Here is a 20,854-nt window from a genome sequence, read left to right as displayed (position 1 = left end):
CGGTCCGGGTCAGAGACCCCAGCGCAGTGCCGGGGTGCTGACGGGGGCGTCCCACAGTTCGAGCATCCGGTCGTCGGCGCGGCACACGGTGAGGGAGGCCCCCGCCATGTCCAGGCTGGTGACGTAGTTTCCGACCAGGCTGCGGGCGATCGTGACACCCCGCTCCGACAACCGCGCCGCGACCTCGCCGAAGAGCAGGTAGAGCTCGAGCAGGGGGGTGCCCCCCATTCCGTTGAGCATGACGATCGCCGGGTCCTCCGACGACAACGGGAGGTCCTCCAGGACGGTCCGCACGGTCAGGTCCGCGAGGTCGCGGGCGGGGAGCAGCTTCTCCCGGCTGCGTCCGGGTTCGCCGTGGATGCCGATGCCCACCTCGATCTCGTCGTCCGCCAGGTCGAACCCGGGCCGCCCCGAGGCGGGAGTGGTGCACGCGGTGAGCGCGACGGCGAAGGAGCGCGAGGCCGCGTTGACGCGCCTGCCGATGTCGGCGACCGCCTGGAGGTCGCCGCCCTGCTCGGCGAGGGCCCCGGCGATCTTCTCCACGAACAGGGTCGCGCCGGTGCCGCGCCGCCCCGCCGTGAAGGTGGAGTCGCGCACCGCCACGTCGTCGTCGACCAGGACCGTGGCGGTCCGCACCCCCTCCTCCTCGGCGAGTTCGGCGGCCATCTCGAAGTTCATGACGTCGCCGGTGTAGTTCTTCACGACGAGGACCACTCCGGCGCCGCTGTCCACGGCGGTGGCGGCGGCCAGGACCTGGTCCGGGACGGGCGAGGTGAAGACCTCCCCGGGGCAGGCGGCGTCCAGCATCCCGGTGCCGACGAAGCCGCCGTGCAGGGGCTCGTGCCCCGAGCCCCCGCCGGAGACGAGCGCGACCCTGCCGGGGCGGGTGGGCCGCGCGCGCGTGATGATCCGCTGCCGCGTGTCCACCGCCAGACCCGGGTGGGCGGCGGCGATCCCGGCGAGGGCGTCGTCGATGACCGTGTCGGGGCTGTTCAGGAACTTCTTCATCGTCAGGGCCTCCTGGCGGTGTCGCCGCGGCGGGCGCCCGCGGATCGGCTTGGGTCTACCCGCCGAGCCGACGGGAAAAGCCTCCGCCGGGGATCTCCCCGGACGGTGGGTAGGGTGCGGGTATGGCAGCCACGGTCGGGATCGTCCTCGTCTCCCACAGTTCCCTTCTCGCCGAGGGGGTGGCCGAACTGATCGGCGCGCTCGGGTCGGGGAGGGTCGGCGTCCGCGCGGCGGGCGGGACCGACGACGGCGGTGTCGGTACCTCGTACGAGAAGGTCGTCCGGGCCGTGGACGAGGCCGACTCGGGTGCCGGGGTCGTGGTCCTGGCCGACCTGGGCAGCGCGGTGCTGACCGCGCGGATGGTCCTGGAGGACGGGGCGGATCCCCGGGCGGTGCTGGTGGACGCCCCCTTCGTCGAGGGTGCGGTCGCCGCCACGGTCACCGCGAACACCGGCGCCGACCTGGTAGCCGTGGTGGCGGCCGCCGAGGAGGCGCGGGGTTTCCGGAAACTCTAGTGCCGGGACCGGGAGTGCGGAGGTTCCTTCCGTTGATCGTGGCCTTTCCGGGGTCTCAGCCACTTCTGAGACCCCGGAAAGGCCACGATCAACGGAAGGAGCGGCCTGGATCGAGTCCATCGGGGCTGGACAGGCGGGCTGCCCGGGAGGCGAGGTGGCGCCGCTCGGGGGCGCTGGCGGTGCGCCGGGCCGCGTCGCGGTAGGCGGCCGCCGCGGCGGTGCGGTCGCCGAGCATCTCCAGGAAGTGGGCGCGGGTCGCGAGCAGGCGGTGGTGGCGCGCCATCCGCTTGTCCGACTCCAGCGCGGCGAGCAGGTCCAGCCCGGCGGTCGGGCCGTGCACCATGGCGACGGCGACCGCGCGGTTGAGGGTGACCACCGGGTTCGGCGCGACCCGCTCCAGGAGGTCGTACAGCGCGAGGATCTGCGGCCAGTCCGTGTCCCCGACGTGCTCGGCCTCGTCGTGGACGGCGGTGATGGCGGCCTGCAGCTGGTACGGGCCGACCGGCCCCCGGGGCAGGATCCGCTCCAGCAAAGCGGTTCCCTCGTCGACGAGCCGCCGGTCCCACCGGCCGCGGTCCTGCTCGGGCAGCGGCACCAGCGCGCCGTCGGGGCCGGTGCGCGCGGGGCGGCGCGCCTCGGTGAGCAGCATCAGCGCCAGCAGCCCGGCGACCTCGCCGTCGTCGGGCAGCAGGCGGTGCAGCGTCCGGGTGAGCCGGATCGCCTCGCCCGACAGCCCGGGCGCGGTCAGGTCGGCGCCGCCCGTGGCGGTGTACCCCTCGTTGAAGACGAGGTACAGCACGCGCAGCACCGCCGCGAGCCGCTCGGCCCGGTCGGACTCCTCCGGCATGCGAAACGACGCGCCCGACGCCCTGACGGCCTGCTTCGCGCGGCTGATGCGCTGGGCCATGGTCGGCTCGGGGACGAGGAAGGCCGCGGCGATCTGCGCGGTGGTCAGGCCGCCGACCGCGCGCAGGGTCAGCGCGACGCGGCTCGGCGCGGACAGGGCCGGGTGGCAGCACAGGAAGAGCAGGGTGAGGGAGTCGTCGCGGTCCGCGTCGGGGGCCGTGTCCGCGGGCCGGGCGAGCAGCTCCGACTGCGGGGTGGCCAGGGCGACGCGCTCCTCGCGGTTGCGGCGCGCCTGCTCGCCGCGCACCTGGTCCACCAGTCTGCGGGCGGCGACGGTGGCCAGCCAGCCCCGGGGGTTGTCGGGGACGCCCTCGTGCGGCCATTGGAGGGCGGCGGCGAGCAGCGCCTCCTGGACGGCGTCCTCGCACGTGTCGAAGGCGCCGTACCGGCGCACGAGCGTGCCGAGGACCTGCGGTGCCAGCGCGCGCAGCAGGTCCTCGACGCCGCGGTCCGCGGTCGGGTCCGTGCTCACAGATCCGTCGCGGACTCGTGCAGGACCGGCCAGACCTCGACCGGGTTCCTGTCGGCGAAGGGCATGTCCGCCGCGATCTGCTGCGCGCGCTCCTCGCTCTCGCAGTCCAGGAGGTAGAAGCTGGCCATGTACTCCTTGGTCTCCAGGTACGGTCCGTCGGTGACCGCCGGGGCGCCGTCCTCGCGCCGCACCAGCGTCGTGGAGGCGGCGTCGGACAGGCCGTAGGCGCTCAGCAGTTCACCGGTCTCGCGGTACCTGGCGTTGAACGCCTCCTGGGCGGCGACGGCCTGGGGCCACTCCTCCGCGGGGAAGGAGTCCCACTTCTCCTGGTTGCCGTAGACCATCAGCAGGTACTTCATTTCGGGTGTCCCTCCGGTTCCGCGCGCCCCGTCGGCGCTCTGTCACCCCTTGGTCGGAGCCGGGGGCGGGGCCTCGACATCCGGCGGCGCTCTTCTCCGGATCTTTCTTCGCGGTGAGTCGGACAGGATCCTCCCACCGCGCGGCCGGGGCCGGGGGTGGGCCCCTCCCCGATGTCCGTGGTGTCCGTTCCTCCCGGTGATCTTGACCTTTCCGGGGCCTCAACCGCGTCCGAGACCCCGAAAAGGTCGAGATCACCGGAGAGGCAGAGGTCGGCAGGGGACGGCGGGTCGGGCCGGTCAGGGGCTGCGGTTGTGGGCGCCGGGGGTGTGGCCGAAGGCGCGGCGGAAGACGTCGATGAAGGCGCTGGTGGACGACCACCCGCAGCGGTGGGCGACCGTGGTCACCGGCACGTCGTCGGCCAGCATGCGCAGGGCGTGGTAGAGCCGCAGCTGGGTGCGCCACTGGGGGAAGGTCATGCCCAGCTCCCGGCGGAAGAGGCGACTGGCGGTGCGCTCACCGGCCCCCGCCTCGGCGGCCAGGACGGACAGGGGGCGCGGGTCAGCGGGGTCGCGGTGCAGGATCGCGCAGACGGCCGCCAGGCGGGGGTCGGCGGGGGTCGGAAGCCGGACGGGCTCCTGCGGCGAGGCGCGCAGCTGGTCCAGGAGGACCGCGCGCAGGCGCAGCCGCTCGGGGGTGTCGTCGTGGGGGGCGCGGGTGGAGGCCAGGATCAGTTCGCGCAGCAGGGGGCCGACCGCCAGGACGGTGGGCTCGTCCAGGCCGAGCGGGTTGGTGTCGGGGGGCAGGCCCAGCAGGTGCAGGGCGAGGTGGCCGTGGGCGCGGTGCGCGTGGACGCACCCGGCGGGGACCCAGATGGCGCGGGTCCCCGGGGCGAACCAGGTGCCCGCGTCGGTGGTGACGGCCAGGACCCCGGAGCCCGCGTAGATGATCTGGTGGTCGTCGTGGCGGTGCGCGTCGATGCTCTCCCCGGGGGCCAGCACCCGGATCCGGGTGGGGGCTTCGGGGGTGTGGCGGATTTCCGGCATATGTTGGCACTTTATCGGAAGCGCGCCCGGCCGCCCGTGGCGACGATGGGGAGGTGCTGATGAAACAGACCCCCCGTACCCGGTCCATCACGGCGCTGTCCCTGGGGCACGCCTGCGTGGACGTCTACCAGGGATCGGTGGCCGCCCTGGTGCCGTTCCTCGTCTCCGAGCGCGCCTACACCTACGCCGCCGCCTCCGGTGTCGTCCTCGCCGCCTCCCTGCTGTCCTCGGTCGTGCAGCCGCTGTTCGGGGCCCTCGCCGACCGGTGGCCGATGCCGTGGCTGCTGCCGGTGAGCACGCTGGTGGGCGGCGTCGGGGTCGCGCTCGTCGGGGTCGGCGGCTCCTACTCCCTCACCCTGGCGGCCGTGGCGGTGTCGGGGATCGGCGTCGCCGCCTACCATCCGGAGGCCGCGCGTGTGGCGCGCCGCGCCAGTCGGGGCAGCCACAGCGCGATGGGCTGGTTCTCCCTCGGCGGCAACCTGGGCTTCGCCGCCGCGCCCCTGATGGTCTCCGCCGTCGTCGCCACGGGCGGCCTGCGCGCCTCCCCTCTGTTGGTCGTCCCCGCCCTCGCCGGCGCGGCGCTGTGCGCGGCCGCGCTCCGGGGTGTCGGGGCGCCCGCCGCGCCGACGGCGGCCGCCCCGGCCCGGGAGGCCGGAGGACGGGACGACTGGGCGTCCTTCGCGAAGCTGACGGGGGCCGTCGTGTGCCGCTCGATCGTCTTCGTGGGTCTCAGCGCGTTCGTCGCGCTGTACGTGCGCGAGCGCACCGGCGGAGGCGACGTCGCCGGCACGGTCGCGCTGTTCGTGCTCTACCTCGGGGGCGCGGCGGGCACGGTGGCCGGGGGCGGGCTCGCCGACCGCCACGGCCGGATCCGGGTCGTCCAGTGGTCCTACGCCCTGACCGTCCTGGCCGTGGCCGGGGTGGTCCTCGTCCCGGGCCCGCTGCTCTACGTGTTCGTCGCCCTCGCCTCGGCCGGGCTGTACGTGCCCTTCTCCCTGCACGTCACCCTCGGCCAGGACTACCTGCCCCGGCGCGTGGGGACCGCGGGCGGCGTCACCCTGGGCCTGACCGTCAGCGTCGGCGGATTGGCCGTCCCGCTCATCGGCGCCGCGGCCGACGCCGCCTCCCTGCAGGTCGCCCTCGCGCCGCTGGTCGCGCTGCCCGCGCTCGGCTGGCTCCTCCTGCGCACCCTGGAGGAGCCCGGGGTGGAGGGGGCGGGCTGATCGGCCGGATGCGGCCGACACGCCGGTTCCTTTCTGTGGTGGACTGGTGCCGTGGAAGCTATCTGGACGAGTGTCGTGGCGGTTTCGGGAACGCTGCTGGGGTCTGTCGTCACCCTCACATTCCAGCGCCTCTCGGCCAGGCGCGGCGAGCTGTTCACGCGGTCCGAGGCGCTCCGGCAGGAGCGCATCGCCACGTACAGCGCGTTCGCGGCGGCGACGGAGGAGTACCGCCGCGGCCAGGCGGCCCGCTGGTACCTCAGGCTGGAGGACCCCGACGGGAAGGCGTTCGTCGCGGCGCGGGACGAGGCGCACCGGCTCCGCACGGCGGCGCGGCAGGCGCTCTACCGGGTCGAACTGCTCACCGACGACCGGGACGTGGTCCTCGCCGCCGAGCGGGCCTACCGGTGCACGTGGGAGGTGTCGAACGCGCAGGACTCCGCGGACCACGACGGACGGGACACCGAGGCCAGGGAGGCCATCGAGGCGTTCGTGTCCCGCGCCGCGCCCCTGGTCCGGTGAGGGGCGGGGGGCCGGGCCGCTGAGCGCAGGGTCATTCGGCGGAGCCTTCGCCCTCGGCCCGGGGGAGGACGGCGAGGGTGGTGACCAGGGGAGCCAGTTCCGGTAGCTCCTCCGCCCGGCGCAGAGCGGCGGCCAGGGACTCGTCGTGGGTCGGCCGCGCCCGTTCCAGCGCGGCCCGGCCGTCTGCGGTGACCTCGGTGTAGACGCCCCGGCGGTCGTCGGGACACAGGTACCGCTGCAGCAGTCCCCGCTCCTCGAGCCGGGCCACCAGGCGGGTGGTGGCCGACCGGCTCAGTACCACGGCCCCGGACAGCTGGTTCATTCGCAGGTGGAAGCCGTCCTGCCGGGCCAGCACGTCGAGCACGCTGTACTCGCTCACCGACAGGCGGTGCTCGCGCTGCAGCGCCCGTTCGAGGGCGTCCTCGATCCGCGCGTGCAGCGCGGCCAGGGTGCGCCACCCCTGCGCGCGGGCTTCGGCGGCACTGTCGTCGATCTCCACGGGCACCACACCTCCTTGCGAAAATTGATTGCGTAGGACATTGTTGCTCATGCAAAATGATGCACACGCAACTATTTCGGGCGCCGAAGGTTTCGCGCGCTCCATACGAGTCTACTGGGGGAGCACATGCCTGCCGTCGAAAGCGGAGTCGTCGTCCAACGCGACGGTCGGGCGGCGACCGCAGGGGAACTGGCGCCGCTCGCCTTCGCGGGCTACGCCCACTTCACCGCCATGCAGGTGCGCGGGGGCCGGGCGCGAGGGCTCGACCTGCATCTGGAGCGGCTGCGGTCCGCCTCGGTGGAGCTGTTCGGCCGAGCCCTGCCGGAGGACCGGATCCGGTCCTTCCTGCGAGCGGCGCTGGAAGGCGGTCCGGCCGACCTCTCGCTGACGGCCACGGTGTACTCGCCGGCGGGCGAGTTCACCGTGGCCGGGCCTGATGCGGTGCCCGAGGTGCTGGTCCGCACCGGGCCGGCCTCATCCGGCCCCGAAGGCCCGTTGGCGCTGGCGGCGGTCGAGTACGAACGAACCCTCCCCGCCGTGAAGCACGTCGGCGAGGTGGCCAAGACGTACTTCCTCCGCCGGGCCGCCGCACTGGGCTTCGACGACGCCGCCTTCGTCGACCGGCGGGGGCGGCTCAGCGAGGGGACGATCTGGAACCTGGCCTTCTGGGACGGCGCCGCGGTGGTGTGGCCCGTGGCCGAGGTCCTGGGCGGGACCACCATGGGCATCCTCCGCCGGCAGCTGGACCGCCTCGGCGTCCCCCAGCGCGACCAGGAGGTCACCCTCGCCGACCTGCCGGGGATGGCCGGGGGCGTGGTCATGAACTCGTGGACCCCGGGTGTGGCGGTGCGCCGGATCGGCTCCGTGGCCCTGCCCGAGGCGCCGGCCTTCCTGGAGGCGCTGCACCGGGCCTACCGGGCCGAACCGCTCACCTCACCGTAGGAGCCGGGGCGGTCCCGTTGCCTTCCCGGCGGTCGCGCACTCGCGGACGCGCCCGGGAAGCGGTTCGGAAAGGCCCGGACGGGGCGCCGGCGAGGGCCCGAAGCGGGCACGGGCACCTCGCCGGCGTCGTGAACGGGGCCGCCGGTCACCAGCGGTGGTGCACCTGGGGGCGGATCAGGTCGTCGTAGACCGCGCGGACCGCGGCGTGGGCCTCCGCCGGCAGCGGGGCCGCGGCCGCCGCTGCGGCGTTGCCGCTGGCCTGCTCGGCGTTGCGGGCGCCGGGGATGACCACGCTCACACCCTGCTGGTCGAGGATCCAGCGCAGCGCGAACTGCGCCATGGTCATGCCCTCGGGGACCAGTTCGCGGACGCGCTCCACCGCCGCCAGGCCCGTCTCGTAGTCCACGCCCGAGAAGGTCTCGCCCACGTCGAAGGACTCGCCCTTGCGGTTGAAGTTGCGGTGGTCGTCGGCGGCGAACTCGGTGCTCGCCGAGAACCTGCCCGACAGCAGTCCGCTGGCCAGCGGCACCCGCGCGATGATCCCGACACCGGCCGCGCGAGCGGCGGGCAGCACCTCGTCCAGGGGCTTGTGCCGGAAGGCGTTGAGGATGATCTGCACGGTGGCCACGTTCGGGCGCGCGATCGCGGCGAGGGCCTCGGCGCAGGTCTCCACGCTCACCCCGTAGGCGGCGATCCGGCCCTCCTCGACCATGGCGTCCAGGTCGTCGAAGACGGCGTCGGCGGAGTAGACGGGCGTGGGCGGGCAGTGCAGCTGCACCAGGTCGATCGTGTCCACGCCGAGGTTGGCGCGGGAGCGGTCGTTCCAGGCGCGGAAGTTGCCGGGGTTGTACGCCTCCGGGGTCTGCTCGACCCTCCGGCCCATCTTCGTGGCCACGGTCAGGCCGGTCCGCTCCTTGAGCAGCCGCCCCACCAGGCGCTCGCTGCGGCCGTCGCCGTAGACGTCGGCGGTGTCGACGAACGTGACCCCGCCGTCCACCGCCGCGCGCAGCGCGTCCAGCGCGGCGTCCTCGCTCACCTCGCCCCAGGAGGCGCCGATCTGCCAGGCGCCGAATCCCACGACGCCGACGTTCCTGCTGGTCCTGCCGAGTTCACGTGTCTCCATGAAGGTCGATCCTACGGGGTCGCTTAACCGGTTCGGCGAAAAAGCGGTTGACGATCCTCCGATACTGGGACGCATGGTGCGATTCGCGGATTTCGACACGCGCGGCTATCCGATGGTGGACGTGCGGACCGGGTACGGGCAGTGGGTCACCACCTACGAGCGGACGGTCGAGGACGTGATGGACCTCGCCCTCCTGGAGGAGCTCGCCGTGCCCTCCTGGGGTTCCGTGCGCCGTGCCGCGGACCTGGGCTGCGGCACGGGCCGGACCGGCGCGTGGCTACGCGGCAAGGGGGTGGCCTCGGTCGACGGTGTCGACCTCACCCCCGAGATGCTGGCCGTCGCCCGGTCCCGGGGCGCGCACGACCTCCTGGTCGAGGCCGACGTGGCCGCGACCGGGCTCGACGGGGGCGGCTACGACCTGGTGGCCTCCAGCCTGGTCGACGAGCACCTGGCCGACCTCCGGCCGCTGTACGGGGAGGCGTGGCGCCTGGCGGCGCCCGGTGCGCTGTTCGTGCTGGTGGTGTTCCACCCGCACTTCATCATGGCCAGCGGGATGCCCACGCACTTCACCTCCGGTTCGGGTGAGTCGATCGCCATCACCACGCACGTCCACCTGATCAGCGAGCACGTCACGGCCGGGATCGGGGCGGGCTGGACGCTGGCGGAGATGCGCGAGGGCGTCGTCGACGAGCGCTGGCTCGAGGTGAAGCCCAAGTGGGAGGGGTACCGGGGGCACCCGGTGTCCGCGGCGATGGTCTGGCGCAGGCCGGGGCTCTGAGGTCCGGCCCCGGGGTTTTCGGTCCGGCCGCCTTTCCGCGCCGATCGCGAGCGCCGGTCCGCCTTCGGGACAGGGGACGGATGGAAAACACGCGGACCGTCACTGTCGCCCCCGACACGGTCGGGATCGAGACCGGAGGGACCACGGCGACGACGGCTTGCGATCTCCCATGCCGTTTCGGCAATGTCGTGGGTATGGACGAACTGAGCGACGTGCTGGCCGCGGTGGGCCCCCGCCTGCGGGGGCTCCGCCGCACACGGGGGATCACGCTGTCCGACCTGGCGGAGAGGACCGGGATCTCGGAGAGCACCCTGTCGCGACTGGAGAGCGGCGGTCGGCGGCCCAACCTGGAGCTGCTGCTGCCGCTGGCGCGGGTGTACGGCGTCCCGCTCGACGAACTGGTCGGGGCCCCGCGCACCGGGGACCCCCGCGTGCACTTCCGCCCGGTGCACCGCTACGGCATGACGTTCGTGCCGCTGTCCCGCAGGGCCGGCGGCACGCAGGCCTACAAACTGGTGATCCCGGCGGGGGGCGGGGAGGACGGCCCCGAGCCGCAGACCCACGAGGGGTACGAGTGGGTCTACGTCCTCAACGGCAGGCTCCGGCTGGTCCTGGGAGACCAGGACCTGGTCCTGAAGCCCGGTGAGGCCGCGGAGTTCGACACCCACGTGCCGCACTGGCTGGGCAGCGCCGGCGCCGAACCCGTCGAGCTGCTCGTCCTGTTCGGCCAGCAGGGCGAGCGCGCCCATCTGCGCGCCCGCACGAGGTGACCGGGGGTTTCCGCGCCGACGCGCGAGGAGGAGCGCGCGGGTACTCAGACACCCTGAGCCGGCCGGTCGCGGGCGGTCGGGCGCGCGTGCTCAGGAGGAAGGGCCCCGACCGGGTGACGATGGTGGACATGAACCACCCGATGCCACCACCCCCTCCGTCGTCCAGGACCACCAACGCCTACTTCCTCCAGTCGGCCGTCGCCTTCGGGGCCTCCTTCGCGGGGCTCGGGATCGGGGTGGCCTACCTGCCCGTCGACCCGTGGACGCGGGCCTTCCTGGCGATGGGGACACTGTTCGTGATCACCTCGTCCTTCACCCTCGCCAAGTGCGTGCGCGACCGGCAGGAGGAGGCCGCCCTCCGCCGCCAGTGGGGCGGCTGACCCGCCGCGGGGCGGGCCGACGCGGCGCTTTCCGGGGGCCGGACACGGGGGTTTCCCCCGGTCCGGCCCCCACCTCGTTCTCCGGGGCTTCTCAGGGGCGGCTCGGGGACGTCCCCCGTGGTTTTCTGACCGTATGTGTTAAATTCTGGCCATGCGGTCAGAAAATCAGCCAGTCAGCCAGAAAGAGCGGTCGTTCATCGAGACGGCGCGCAGGGCCCAGATCATGGACGCCGCCGTCGAGACCATCGCCGAGGTGGGGTTCGCGCGGGCCTCCCTGGCGCGGATCGCCCGGCGCGCCGGGATCAGCAAAGGCGTCATCTCCTACCACTTCGCAGGAAAGGAGGAACTGATGGAGCAGATCGTCATCGCGGTCTACACCGACATCGGCGAGAACGTCGCCGGAGGCCTCCACGGGGTGGAGAGCGTCACCGAGATGGTCCGCGTCAACACCACGCGGGTCGCCGAGTACATGCGCGGCCACCGCAGCAGTCTCCGGGCGCTCGGCGAGATCTTCCTCAACCTGCGCGGCGCCGACGGCGAGCCCCACTACGGAATGCACACCAACGAGCCGCTCTACCAGCCGCTGGAGGACGCCTTCCGGCGCGGTCAGGAGTCGGGCGAACTGCGCGACTTCGACACCCGGGTCATGGCGATCAGCTACCAGTCCGCACTGGACGCCATGTTCGGCTACTGGGCCCTGAACCCCGAATGGGACCTGACCGCGCACGCCGAGCAGGTGTCCGACCTCTTCGTACGGGCCATCCGGGCCGAAGCGCCCCGGGACGCCCCCACCCCCCACAGGAGTTCCCGTGACAGACACGACCCGCCCCCCGACCCAGCGGAAGGAGGCACCGCGTGAGCGGATCCTCTTCTACGACAACCTCCGCGTGGTGCTCACCGTCCTGGTGATCCTGCACCACGTGGCCGTGACCTACGGCAACATCCCCGTCTGGTTCTACACCGAGCCCGCCCAGGACCCTTCGGGCGGGCTGCTGGACCTCCTGGTCGTCTTCAACCAGGCGTTCTTCATGGGCTTCTTCTTCCTCATCTCCGGCTGCTTCGTGCCCGGGGCCCACGACCGCAAGGGCGGGCGGCGGTTCCTCACCGACCGGCTGCTGCGGCTCGGCGTCCCGCTGGTCCTGTTCCTGGTGGTGCTACGGCCCGCGCTGACCTTCGGCAGCTACACCGCGATGGCCGACGACCTGCCGTACTGGATGTTCTACCTGGTCACCTGGGACCCGGGGCCGATGTGGTTCGTCGAGGTGCTGCTGGTGTTCAGCGCGGTGTACGTGCTGTGGCGGCGCTTCGCGGACCGCCGCGGCGCCCCCGCTTCCCCCGCCGCTCCCGCTCCGGCCCCCGGCCGGGCTCCGGGACCGCTCGCCGTCATCGGGTTCACCCTGGCCCTGGCCGCGGCCACCTACCTGTGGAACATCGTCGTCCTCCCCGGCAGCTACTGGCCGCTCGTCGGCCTGCCCAGTCCCAGCTACCTGCCGCAGTACGTGGCCCTGTTCGCCGTCGGGATCCTGGGCTTCCGGCGCGGCTGGTTCCAGTCGCTGCCCCGCTCCGCGGGCTGGGCCGGGTTCGCGGTGGCCGCCGTCGGGGCCCTGGCGTTCCTGCCGCTCCTGGGTGTCCTGGGTGACGAGGCCATGACGGGGGGCGGGACCTGGCAGTCCCTGGTGTCCTCCCTGTGGGGGGCCGCCTTCGCCGTCGGCGTCATCCTGGCGTTGCTCGTGCTGTTCCGCGAGCGCTTCGACCGCCAGGGCCGGCTGGGCCGCCTCCTGTCGGGCAACGCCTATGCCGTCTACGTCCTGCACCCGCTGGTGCTGGTCGCCCTGGGCCACTCCTTCGCCTGGCTGGAGGCCCCGGCGGTCGTCAAGTTCGCGATCGTCGCCGCCCTGGCCGTCCCGCTGTGCTGGGCGCTGGCCGCCCTCGTGCGAAGCGTCCCCGGCGTCAGGCGGATCCTCTGACCGCCCCGGACCGAGGGTGACGGGTGGGCCCGACAGAGGCTGCGGGCCCACCCCGCCGGACCGCCTCCCGTGGACCGGAACGCCTGTCACCACGGCGATGCGGGGTTGTTACGCTCATTGCCCGGTGGGCCGCTGGGGTGTACGGAGAGGAAGCGGATGACACAGGAGAACCCGGTTCCGCCCGGCGTCGACATGGACAAGCCGAACGTGGCCCGGGCCTACGACTACGCGCTGGGCGGCAAGGACAACTTCGCCGTCGACCGGGCGTTCGCCGACAAGTTCTTCGCCATGGTGCCGTCCGCGCTCGCGGACGTGCGGCAGAACCGGGAGTTCCTCGTCCGGGCGGTGCGGTTCCTCGCCCGGGAGAAGGGCGTCCGCCAGTTCATCGACATCGGGACCGGTCTGCCGACCCAGGAGAACGTGCACGAGGTGGCGCACGCGGTCGCGCCGGACGCGCGGGTCGTCTACGCCGACTACGACCCGATCGTGTCCGCCCACGGCGACGCGCTGCTGGCCGGCGACGACAGGGTGGCGTTCATCCAGGCCGACCTGCGCAGACCCGAGGACATCATCGACCACCCCGACACCCGCGCGCTCATCGACTTCGACGAGCCCGTGGCCGTCCTGCTCGCGGCGGTCCTGCACTTCGTCACCGACGAGGAGGGCCCCGACCGGATCGTGGCCCGGCTGCGGGACGCGCTTCCCCCGGGCGGCTACCTCGCGGTGTCACACGTGATCCCGCCCCCCGGCGTGGCGGACCTGGAACGGCTCACCGCGGTGATCAAGGGCGCCTCGGCCCCGTACGTGCTGCGCACCCGCGAGGAGATCCTTCGGTTCTTCGACGGCCTCGACCTCCTCGCCCCCGGCCTGGTCCCCCCTCTCGAATGGCACGCCGACACCACCGGGGGAACCGACAGCGAGAACGCCATGCTCCTGGTGGGCCTGGGACGCAAACCCGGGTGATCCTCCCGCCGGCCGCGCGGAGTCCTCGGGTCGTGTCCTGTAGAGCCTCCGGCGCGGGGTGGTCGGCGTACGGGTACTTGGGGCGGGGACCGGCAGCCCAGGACGCGCCCGTTGCCCTCACCGACGCCTACCGGTGGTGCACCATCCGGGCCCGGAGCCGGCCCGGGGGGGTGAGGCGCGGTGTCGGGGTGGAGGATCCGCAGGGCGATCAGGGCGATGTCGTCCTTGTTGTCGTCGGGGCGGGCACGGCGCAGGAGTTCGTCGCAGAAGTCGTCCAGGGGGCGTCGGGCCAGTGCGGAGGCGTGCCGCTCCAGCCTGGCCAGCCCCTCGTCCAGGGACTGGGCGGGGGTCTCGACCAGTCCGTCGGTGTAGAGGACCAGGGTGGACAGCGGCGGCAGCGCGGCGATCGCGTCGGGCCGGATGAGGTCGGTCTCGGTGCCCAGCAGGACGCTGTGCCCGGCCTCCAGGAAGGTGGTCAGCCCCTCGTGGTCCACCAGGAGCGGTGGCGGGTGCCCGGCGTTGGTCCAGTGCAGCTGCCACGGCCCGACCGGGGTCTTCTCCACGCGGGCGAACACCATGGTGGCCATGGGCACCTCGCTGATGTTCACCATGGCCCGGTCGAGCCTGCCGACGATGACGCTGGGCGGCTCCAGGCGGTCCCAGGCGAACGCGCGCAGCATGTTGCGGATCTGGGACATGCGGGCCGCGGCCTGCAGGTCGTGGCCCACCACGTCGCCGATCACCAGGGCGAACGTGTCGCTGGTGAGCTGGAAGGCGTCGTACCAGTCCCCTCCGACGTGCGAGGCGTGGGGCGCGGCCTGGTAGCGCGCCGCCATATCCAGTCCGGGGGCTTCGGGCAGCTGCGGGAGCAAGTGGCGCTGCATGGTCTCGGCGACCCGGCGCTGCCGCTCGTGCAGCTGCGCGTTGTCCACCGCGAGCGCGGCCCTGCGGGCGATGTCGTCGACCAGCGCGAGCTCGGTGGTGGCGAACTTCTCGGTCTGGCCGGCGCGGCCCAGGGTCAGGGCCCCCAGAACCGTCCCGCCCAGGGTCCGCAGCGGCGCGATGGCCGCCGAGTGGATCCCGCTGACCCGGAACAGCTCGCGCTGCACGACCATGATGCCCGAGTCGGCGGGCCCTTCGTAGTCCTCGGGGCCCAGCAGTCTCGGGGACGCCCCGCGCAGTGCTCGCGAAAGCGGTTTCTCCGAGGTCTCCGTCACCGGCGGCATCGGCCCCTCGAACTCCGCCATGCTCACGTGGACGCCGTCGCGGTACTGGACCACGGCGACGCGCTGCAGCTCGTCGTCCTCGGTCAGCAGGTCCACGACGGCCCAGTCGGCCAGGCGGGGGGTGACCAGCCACACCAGTCGACGCAGCGCCTCGTCCACCTCCAGGGTGGAGGTGAGCACCGTGGTGACCTCCGACACCAGGGACAGGCGGTCGGCCAGGTCCGACAGCGCGTTCACGTGGTCGCCGGGGTCGGACTCGTCGGCCGCCTGCCGGAAGTTCTCGTGGAAGAGCACCGCGGACCCGGTGGTGCCCTCGGTGATCTCGTACGGTGTGGTGAGCCAGAGCACGGGCAGGAGGGTGCCGTCGCCGCGCGTGAACCACTTGTTGCCGCCCTGCGCGGCCCGGCCGCCGAGGAACGCCCTCATCAGCTGGCACTGCGCGCGCGGCAGGCTCCGTCCCCCCTCCCCCCGGTGCAGCAGGTCGTGGGCGTCCCTGCCGATGAGGTCGGCCGCGGGCCGCGCGAGCAGCTCCTCGGCCCGGGGGTTGACCGCGACGATCCGCTCCCCGTCGTCGGTCACGTACACCCCGACGTCGAGTCCGTCCAGCACCTTCCTGGCCAGTTCCGGGTCCACCGGGGGTTGCGTCCGGGGGGCGTGGCCGTTTTCGCCTGGGACCGCCATGCTCGTTTCCTCTTCTCGCCTGCGCCGCTGTGGCTGTGATTCTCTACCCTTCCCGCTTTCCCGGCGGGAACCGGTGAGGACGCGCCTCAGGGCGCGTCCGGCGGCAGGACGCGTTCGACCAGCTCGGCGACCAGGTCGTGGATCCGCGGTTCGGGGAAGACGTCGGGCAGGGTGAGCCGCTCCATGATCAGCCAGTTCAGGGCGAGGTAGAGCAGCACCACGGCGGTGTCGTCGCCCGGCAGTCCCGACGCCCGGTGCGCGGTGACGTTGGCGTCGACGTCGGCGCTGATCGCGCGGGTGAGCACGGTGCGAAGCCCGGGGCGGCGGGTGGACTCCAGGCGCAGTTCCACCAGGGCCAGGAAGCCCGACCGGTAGGCGCTGACCCGGTCCGTCAGCTCGTACATCAACTCGGTGACCCGCTCGCGGTCGCGAGCCCCCTTCAGGGTCTCGGCGACGGCGGCGGAATCGGGTTGCAGCCGCTCGTAGACGCGGTCGCCCACCTGGACGAACAGGGCGTCGCGGTCGGCGAAGTAGTTGGACGCGGTGCCCGCGGGGACTCCCGCCTCGGCGTCGACCGCGCGGAAGGTCAGCCCTCGCGCGCCCTCGCGCGCCAGCACCTCGATCGCGGCGTCGGCGAGCGCCGCGCGCCGCTGCGGATTGCGGACCATCGGTCCTCCTCAGGAAATGGACATTGCAACTACTACGTTTAAAGTACTACATTCGTCCTTGTTGGGAGGGTGTTCGGTCCCGGTTGCCCGAACACCCCGGAAAGACCCGAGAGAGAAGAGACCCGCGTGCGCAAGCTCGGCTACTACATCGCCTCGACCATCGACGGCTTCATCGCCGCGCCGGACGGGACCGCCGACTTCTTCCCCGTGGACCCCGAGATGGCGGAGGACCTCACCACCCGCTACCCCGAGACCGTTCCCACCGCCGTGCGCGCCGCGATCGGCCTGGACACCGCCAACCAGCGCTTCGACACCGTCCTGATGGGGCGCGGCACCTACGAGGCGGGCCTGGCCACCGGCACCGCCAGCCCTTACCGGCACCTGCGCCAGTACGTCGTCTCGTCCACCCTCGCCTCGACGGCCGACCCCGAGGTGGAGCTGGTCTCCGGTGACCCGCTGGCCCTGGTGCGCCGCCTCAAGCGGGAGGAGGGCCTGGACATCTGGCTGTGCGGCGGCGGGGGGCTGGCGGGCTCGCTGCTGCCCGAGATCGACGAGCTGATCGTCAAGCGCTACCCCGTGGCCGTCGGCGCGGGCGTCCCGCTCTTCGCCGGGGAGTTCGCCCCCACGCGCTTCGACCCCGTCGACACCCGCGCCTTCGACAACGGGACGGTGGTCACGACCTACGCCCGGGCCTGACCGGCGGGTCCGCCCCGGCACTCGGGGGCGGACCCGCGGCCTGGCACGGCGGATCAGTCCGCGCGGACCTCCAGGCCCAGCCCGCCCGCGAGCACGACGGCCTGGTAGGCGTCGATCACCGCGCCCTTGAGCTCCACGGTGGACGGGTCCAGGGCCGACAGGTCGCTTCCGCGCAGGTCGGCCTTGGAGAGTCTGGAGCTGTGCAGCCAGGCGCCGGACAGGTCCACCCGGTGCAGCGTGGCCCCCTCCAGCCGCGCGCCGGTGAGGTCGGCCTCGCGCATCCGCACGTTCTCGAAGGAGCAGCCGCGCAGGTCGGCGCCCGGGAGCCCGACGAACGACCAGTCCCCTCCCTCGACCCGCGTGATCCCGAAGGTCCCGCCGTCGAACATGCTGCCCAGGAGCTTGCAGCCGGTGAAGGCGGCGTCGAAGAACGAGCAGCGGACGAAGGTGCAGTTCAGGAACGCGGCGTTGGTGTGCGTGGAGGCGTTGAACCGGACCCCCCGAAAGGTGCAGTCGGAGAAGACCGACCCCCGGTTCGTCATCTCGGTCATGTCCACGTCGACGAAGAGGACGCCGTCGTGGGTCTCGCCCTCCAGGTCCCGGCCGTCCCACTCCCCGGACCGGACGCTCGTGCGGGTCTCGGGGGCCGGACGGCCGTGTTTCCGCTCAGCCACGCGGCTCCCTCCCCGCACGCCGGACCGGACGCGTGGCCTCTTCGTATGGCATGGAACTCCCCAGCATCGGTTCTCCCAGACGGACGCCGCCGGGAGCCGGGGAGGGCCGCGCGGGCGCCGCCCGGCCACGGGCCGCGCCCGGCAAACCTATCCGGGGGCGCTGTCAGGAACGGTCGGCGTCGGTGCGGCCGCTGAGCCGCTCGTGCCGCTGACGCGCGGCCTGCGCGGTGCCCAGTCCCAGGCCGAAGGCGATCTCCTGCCAGGTCATGCCCCGTCCCCGGGCCATCTGGAGCAGCCCGGCCTCGAGGGCGTCGAACTCGGCCCGGGCCCGGGGGGTCAGGGTGAGGGCGGCGGTGAGGTCGTCGGAGTCCAGGGGCGGTTCCCCCGGTTCGGGCTGCGCGGTGCCCGCCGCGAGGTCGGCGACCCTGCGCACGGCGTCGAACGGCTCCATCGGCATCTGCCGCTGGTTCCACAGCTCGCGGGCCGCGCCGGTGGAGTGTCGCTCGGTGAGCCGGAACAGCGCGGTGTACTCGCGCGCCTGCCGGGTCTGCTCGGGATCGGGCTGGGCGAACGGGTTGTGTTCTTCAGACATGAGGGAACCATATGTTGTGAATCATTACTTGGCAACAAGTCGAATGGCACAACTTGTTCAAACCGGGAGGAGGGGAGAAGCGGTACGCCGGTCGGCGTGACGGCCGGGGCCCCCTTATCCGGTTGACTGGCATCGGGTTCCCGTTGAACCATTACCGGGGCCCGTGGAAGCCCGTGTCCGCTCCGAGCCCAGGAGGCCCCGTGATCGTCGTCGCTCACCTGAGTGATCTGCACATCGACGGAGAGGAGCGCAGCCGGAGCCGGACCGAGCGCGTGGCGGACCACCTGCGCGGACTGTCCCGTCCGGCCGACGCCGTCCTGGTGACCGGCGACGTGGCCGACTCGGGCCGCCCCCGGGACTACGCCCTGGCCGCCGAGCTGCTGGCGGGCCAGAAGGCGCCCGTGCTGTTCTGCCCCGGCAACCACGACGACCGCGCCGCGCTGCGCGCGGGCCTGCTCGGCGGTTCGGGCGACGCCCCCGTCCACCAGGCGCACCACGTCGCGGGCGCGCTGTTCCTGCTGATGGACTCCACCATCCCCGGCCGGGACGAGGGCTCGCTGGGCCCGCGAGACCTCGAATGGCTCAGAGACCGGCTCTCCGCCTCGCCCGCCGGGACCCCGGTCCTGCTCGCGCTGCACCATCCGCCGGCGACCGTGGGAAACCCGCCCGTCGACGAGCTGCGGCTGCGCGACAGCGGACCGCTCGCCGAGGTCCTGGCAGACTTCCCCGACGTCGTCGCGGTCCTCGTCGGCCACGCGCACACCGCCATGGCCACCACCTTCGCGGGACGCCCGCTGCTCGGAGCCCCGGGCGTGGTCTCCACGTCGCGGCTGCCGTGGGAGCCGTCCGACACCGACGCTCCTCCGGGGCTGGCGTTCCACCTCCTGCACGACGACCGCCGCCTCACGAGCCACTTCCGGTTCCTGACCGCGCCGAACCCGGCATGAGAGGCTGACGCCGTGCGTGTGATCGTGATCGGCGGGGGCGTCGTCGGGGCCAGCGCGGCCTACCACCTGACCCGGCGCGGGGTGTCCACCACGCTCGTGGACCGCTTCGACCCCGGAGCGGCCACCCCGGCGGGGGCCGGGGTGGTGTTCCCGTGGCCGTTCCCCGGCTCCTCCGCCGCCGAGGCCGCGTTCCGGCGCGCGGCGGCCGCCCACTACCCGCGGCTGATGGCCGACCTGGCCGACGACGACTGCGGGCCCACCGGGTACGCGGTCGTCGGCGGGGTCTCGGTCGGAGCCGACGCGGCCGCGCTGCGCGCCGAGGCCGAGGCGATGGCCGCCATGGCCGCGCTCCCCGGGCACGAGGGGATGGGCGAGGTCGCCTTCCTGCCCCCGGGCGAGCCCGCCCGGCGGATGCCGGTGCTGCGGGCGGAGTACGCGGGGGTGGCGGTCCCGGGGACGGCCCGGGTCGACGGGCGCCTGACCCGGGCCGCGCTGGTCGGCGCCGCGGAGGAGCGGGCGCTGCGCCGCCGCGCGGGGGACGCCGGACTCGTCACCGACGGGACCCGGGTGACGGGCGTGCGCGTGGGCGGCGACGAGCTGTCCGCCGACGCCGTCGTCGTGGCGGCCGGGGCCTGGTCGCCGGGACTTCTGGAACCGCTGGGCGTGCGGCTGGGCGTGCGTCCGGTGCGCGGCCAGCTCCTGCACCTGCGGCTTCCCCGTTCGGACACGTCGGCGTGGCCGGTCGTGCGGGCGGGGGAGCGGGAGCACTACCTGCTGGCGTTCGCCCCCGACCGGATCGTCGCGGGCTCTACCCGCGAACCCGGGGCGGGCTTCGAGGCGCGCACGACGGCGGGCGCCGCGCACCGGCTTCTCACCGACGCCCTGGCCACCGCCCCCGGCCTGGCCGCGGCGGGCGTCGTCGAGGCCCGCGTGGGCCTGCGCCCGGAGGGAGTCGACGGCGCGCAGCTGCTGGGCGTCGTCGACTCCCTGCCCGGCCTGGTCGTGGCCACCGGGCTGGGCTCCGAGGGCCTGACCCTGGGCCCGTACCAGGGAGCGGTGGCCGCCCGCCTGGCCATGGGCGAGGACCCGGGCCTGGACCTGGAGCCGTTCCGCCCCGACCGCTTCACCGAGACCGCTCACGACCCCTTGTAACCGCGACCGAGAGGCCCACACCATGGGAAAGCTGTACGAATCGATCGACGACCGGCTGGCCGCGTTCCTCCTGGCCCAGCCCGTCTACTTCGTGGGGACCGCGCCGCTGGACGGGGAGGGGCACGTGAACGTCTCCCCCAAGGGCATGGCGGGGACGTTCGCCGTGCTCGGCCCCCACCGGGTCGCCTACCTGGACTACACGGGGTCGGGGGTGGAGACGATCGCGCACCTGCGCGAGAACGGCCGGATCGTGGTGATGTTCTGCGCCTTCGACGGGCCCCCCAAGATCGTCCGGCTGCACGGCCGGGGCCGCGTCGTCGTCTCGGGGGACCCGGAGTTCGCCGGTCTGCGCGCGCGTTTCCCCAAGGAGCGGACCAGCGGCCAGCGCTCCGTCATCGTGGTGGACGTGGACCGCGTCTCGGACTCGTGCGGCTTCTCGGTGCCCCTGATGGACCTGCGCTCCGACCGCGACCTCCTCGACCGCTACCTCGAGCGCCGCGAGCCCGCCTACTTCGAGGAGTACTGGAAGGCCAAGAACACCGAGAGCGTCGACGGCCTCCCGGGACTGGAGGGCCTGCCGATGACGGCGAACAGCGGCTGAGGCCGCCGGCGGGCCGGCCGTCCGGCCCGCCGGATCACCCCCGCGACGGATCTTCCCTAGATCGTTGATGGGAAATCCCTGAAACGCCTGCGCCCATGGCGAAGGGCGTCGAGGATCGGTGTGTGAAAACTGACCTTGACGCCCTTCTG

The 20,854-nt window shown here is 73.2% G+C and carries 23 protein-coding genes and 1 pseudogene; 14 read left to right on the top strand and 10 right to left on the bottom strand.

Translation table 11 applies throughout. The annotated features are described in order from the left end of the window. Positions 1-9: 9 nt before the first annotated feature. A complete protein-coding gene (dhaK, locus tag EV190_RS19140; protein ID WP_133742978.1) occupies positions 10-1,008 on the bottom strand; it encodes a dihydroxyacetone kinase subunit DhaK in 999 nt (332 codons plus the stop codon). A 122-nt stretch (positions 1,009-1,130) separates the two neighbouring features. On the opposite strand from dhaK, the gene dhaM reads away from it, so the two are divergent. Beyond that, complete coding sequence (gene dhaM / locus EV190_RS19135) at positions 1,131-1,523, top strand: dihydroxyacetone kinase phosphoryl donor subunit DhaM (protein WP_133742977.1); 393 nt, start codon at positions 1,131-1,133, stop codon at positions 1,521-1,523. A gap of 88 nt (positions 1,524-1,611) precedes the next feature. Here dhaM and EV190_RS19130 read toward each other — a convergent pair whose 3' ends face one another. From EV190_RS19130 to EV190_RS19120, 3 genes are all read right to left on the bottom strand, one after another. Further along, the gene (locus EV190_RS19130; RefSeq protein ID WP_133742976.1) at positions 1,612-2,901 is read right to left on the bottom strand and encodes an RNA polymerase sigma factor; all 1,290 of its coding nucleotides are present in this window, start codon (positions 2,899-2,901) and stop codon (positions 1,612-1,614) included. Continuing rightward, positions 2,898-3,260, bottom strand: a complete 363-nt coding sequence (locus tag EV190_RS19125) for a YciI family protein (protein ID WP_133742975.1) — start codon at positions 3,258-3,260, stop codon at positions 2,898-2,900. The genes EV190_RS19130 and EV190_RS19125 overlap by 4 nt, the downstream gene beginning before the upstream one ends. 297 nt (positions 3,261-3,557) lie before the next feature. After that, complete coding sequence (locus EV190_RS19120) at positions 3,558-4,304, bottom strand: helix-turn-helix transcriptional regulator (protein ID WP_133742974.1); 747 nt, start codon at positions 4,302-4,304, stop codon at positions 3,558-3,560. 59 nt (positions 4,305-4,363) lie between these two features. Here EV190_RS19120 and EV190_RS19115 point away from each other — a divergent pair, with 59 nt between their 5' ends. Next, positions 4,364-5,527: an MFS transporter gene (locus tag EV190_RS19115; RefSeq protein ID WP_133742973.1), complete on the top strand. Its 1,164-nt coding sequence runs from the start codon at positions 4,364-4,366 to the stop codon at positions 5,525-5,527. 51 nt (positions 5,528-5,578) lie between these two features. Beyond that, entirely contained in the window at positions 5,579-6,046 is a 468-nt protein-coding gene (locus tag EV190_RS19110; RefSeq protein ID WP_133742972.1) for a hypothetical protein, read from the top strand. A gap of 31 nt (positions 6,047-6,077) precedes the next feature. Here EV190_RS19110 and EV190_RS19105 read toward each other — a convergent pair whose 3' ends face one another. Further along, entirely contained in the window at positions 6,078-6,545 is a 468-nt protein-coding gene (locus EV190_RS19105; RefSeq protein WP_133743021.1) for a MarR family winged helix-turn-helix transcriptional regulator, read from the bottom strand. A 126-nt stretch (positions 6,546-6,671) separates the two neighbouring features. On the opposite strand from EV190_RS19105, the gene EV190_RS19100 reads away from it, so the two are divergent. After that, positions 6,672-7,487, top strand: coding sequence for an aminotransferase class IV family protein (locus EV190_RS19100; RefSeq protein WP_208113242.1), 816 nt, complete (start codon positions 6,672-6,674; stop codon positions 7,485-7,487). A gap of 145 nt (positions 7,488-7,632) precedes the next feature. On the opposite strand, the gene EV190_RS19095 is transcribed toward EV190_RS19100, so the two are convergent. Further along, positions 7,633-8,610 (bottom strand): aldo/keto reductase, encoded by a 978-nt coding sequence (locus EV190_RS19095; RefSeq protein ID WP_133742971.1) that lies wholly within the window; start codon positions 8,608-8,610, stop codon positions 7,633-7,635. Positions 8,611-8,683: 73 nt separating this feature from the next. On the opposite strand from EV190_RS19095, the gene EV190_RS19090 reads away from it, so the two are divergent. The 6 genes from EV190_RS19090 (at position 8,684) to EV190_RS19065 (ending at position 13,468) form a co-directional block, all read left to right on the top strand. Then, positions 8,684-9,388: a class I SAM-dependent DNA methyltransferase gene (locus EV190_RS19090; RefSeq protein ID WP_133742970.1), complete on the top strand. Its 705-nt coding sequence runs from the start codon at positions 8,684-8,686 to the stop codon at positions 9,386-9,388. A gap of 194 nt (positions 9,389-9,582) precedes the next feature. Beyond that, complete coding sequence (locus EV190_RS19085; RefSeq protein WP_133742969.1) at positions 9,583-10,158, top strand: helix-turn-helix domain-containing protein; 576 nt, start codon at positions 9,583-9,585, stop codon at positions 10,156-10,158. Positions 10,159-10,286: 128 nt separating this feature from the next. Continuing rightward, entirely contained in the window at positions 10,287-10,538 is a 252-nt protein-coding gene (locus tag EV190_RS19080; protein ID WP_243742676.1) for a YiaA/YiaB family inner membrane protein, read from the top strand. Between the two features lie 151 nt (positions 10,539-10,689). Beyond that, positions 10,690-11,397, top strand: a complete 708-nt coding sequence (locus EV190_RS19075) for a TetR/AcrR family transcriptional regulator (protein WP_133742968.1) — start codon at positions 10,690-10,692, stop codon at positions 11,395-11,397. Then, the gene (locus EV190_RS19070) at positions 11,348-12,505 is read left to right on the top strand and encodes an acyltransferase family protein (RefSeq protein ID WP_133742967.1); all 1,158 of its coding nucleotides are present in this window, start codon (positions 11,348-11,350) and stop codon (positions 12,503-12,505) included. Before EV190_RS19075 ends, EV190_RS19070 begins: the two co-directional genes overlap by 50 nt. A gap of 156 nt (positions 12,506-12,661) precedes the next feature. Next, entirely contained in the window at positions 12,662-13,468 is an 807-nt protein-coding gene (locus tag EV190_RS19065; RefSeq protein ID WP_133742966.1) for an SAM-dependent methyltransferase, read from the top strand. A gap of 206 nt (positions 13,469-13,674) precedes the next feature. On the opposite strand, the pseudogene EV190_RS19060 reads toward EV190_RS19065, so the two are convergent. Both EV190_RS19060 and EV190_RS19055 read right to left on the bottom strand, forming a co-directional pair. Continuing rightward, positions 13,675-15,375 (bottom strand): annotated as a pseudogene (locus EV190_RS19060) (SpoIIE family protein phosphatase); the annotation flags it as partial. A gap of 86 nt (positions 15,376-15,461) precedes the next feature. Then, positions 15,462-16,043 (bottom strand): TetR/AcrR family transcriptional regulator, encoded by a 582-nt coding sequence (locus tag EV190_RS19055; RefSeq protein WP_133742965.1) that lies wholly within the window; start codon positions 16,041-16,043, stop codon positions 15,462-15,464. Positions 16,044-16,169: 126 nt separating this feature from the next. Here EV190_RS19055 and EV190_RS19050 point away from each other — a divergent pair, with 126 nt between their 5' ends. After that, positions 16,170-16,739: a dihydrofolate reductase family protein gene (locus tag EV190_RS19050; protein ID WP_133742964.1), complete on the top strand. Its 570-nt coding sequence runs from the start codon at positions 16,170-16,172 to the stop codon at positions 16,737-16,739. Between the two features lie 53 nt (positions 16,740-16,792). Here the strand turns inward: EV190_RS19050 and EV190_RS24360 are convergent, their stop codons facing one another. Continuing rightward, positions 16,793-17,413, bottom strand: a complete 621-nt coding sequence (locus EV190_RS24360) for a pentapeptide repeat-containing protein (RefSeq protein ID WP_133742963.1) — start codon at positions 17,411-17,413, stop codon at positions 16,793-16,795. 163 nt (positions 17,414-17,576) lie between these two features. Next, complete coding sequence (locus EV190_RS19040; RefSeq protein ID WP_133742962.1) at positions 17,577-18,005, bottom strand: DNA-binding protein; 429 nt, start codon at positions 18,003-18,005, stop codon at positions 17,577-17,579. Between the two features lie 200 nt (positions 18,006-18,205). Here EV190_RS19040 and EV190_RS19035 point away from each other — a divergent pair, with 200 nt between their 5' ends. The 3 genes from EV190_RS19035 to EV190_RS19025 are packed head-to-tail and all read left to right on the top strand — an operon-like array spanning position 18,206 to position 20,705. Beyond that, entirely contained in the window at positions 18,206-18,952 is a 747-nt protein-coding gene (locus EV190_RS19035; protein WP_133742961.1) for a metallophosphoesterase, read from the top strand. A gap of 12 nt (positions 18,953-18,964) precedes the next feature. After that, a complete protein-coding gene (locus EV190_RS19030; RefSeq protein ID WP_133742960.1) occupies positions 18,965-20,104 on the top strand; it encodes an NAD(P)/FAD-dependent oxidoreductase in 1,140 nt (379 codons plus the stop codon). 22 nt (positions 20,105-20,126) lie between these two features. After that, complete coding sequence (locus EV190_RS19025; RefSeq protein WP_133742959.1) at positions 20,127-20,705, top strand: pyridoxamine 5'-phosphate oxidase family protein; 579 nt, start codon at positions 20,127-20,129, stop codon at positions 20,703-20,705. The last annotated feature ends 149 nt before the right edge of the window (positions 20,706-20,854 follow it).

The organism is Actinorugispora endophytica (assembly GCF_004363075.1).
In the GTDB taxonomy this organism is placed as follows: domain Bacteria; phylum Actinomycetota; class Actinomycetes; order Streptosporangiales; family Streptosporangiaceae; genus Actinorugispora; species Actinorugispora endophytica.
Note: the sequence above shows the minus strand (reverse complement) of the source record. Positions and strands in the feature narration are given on the sequence as shown.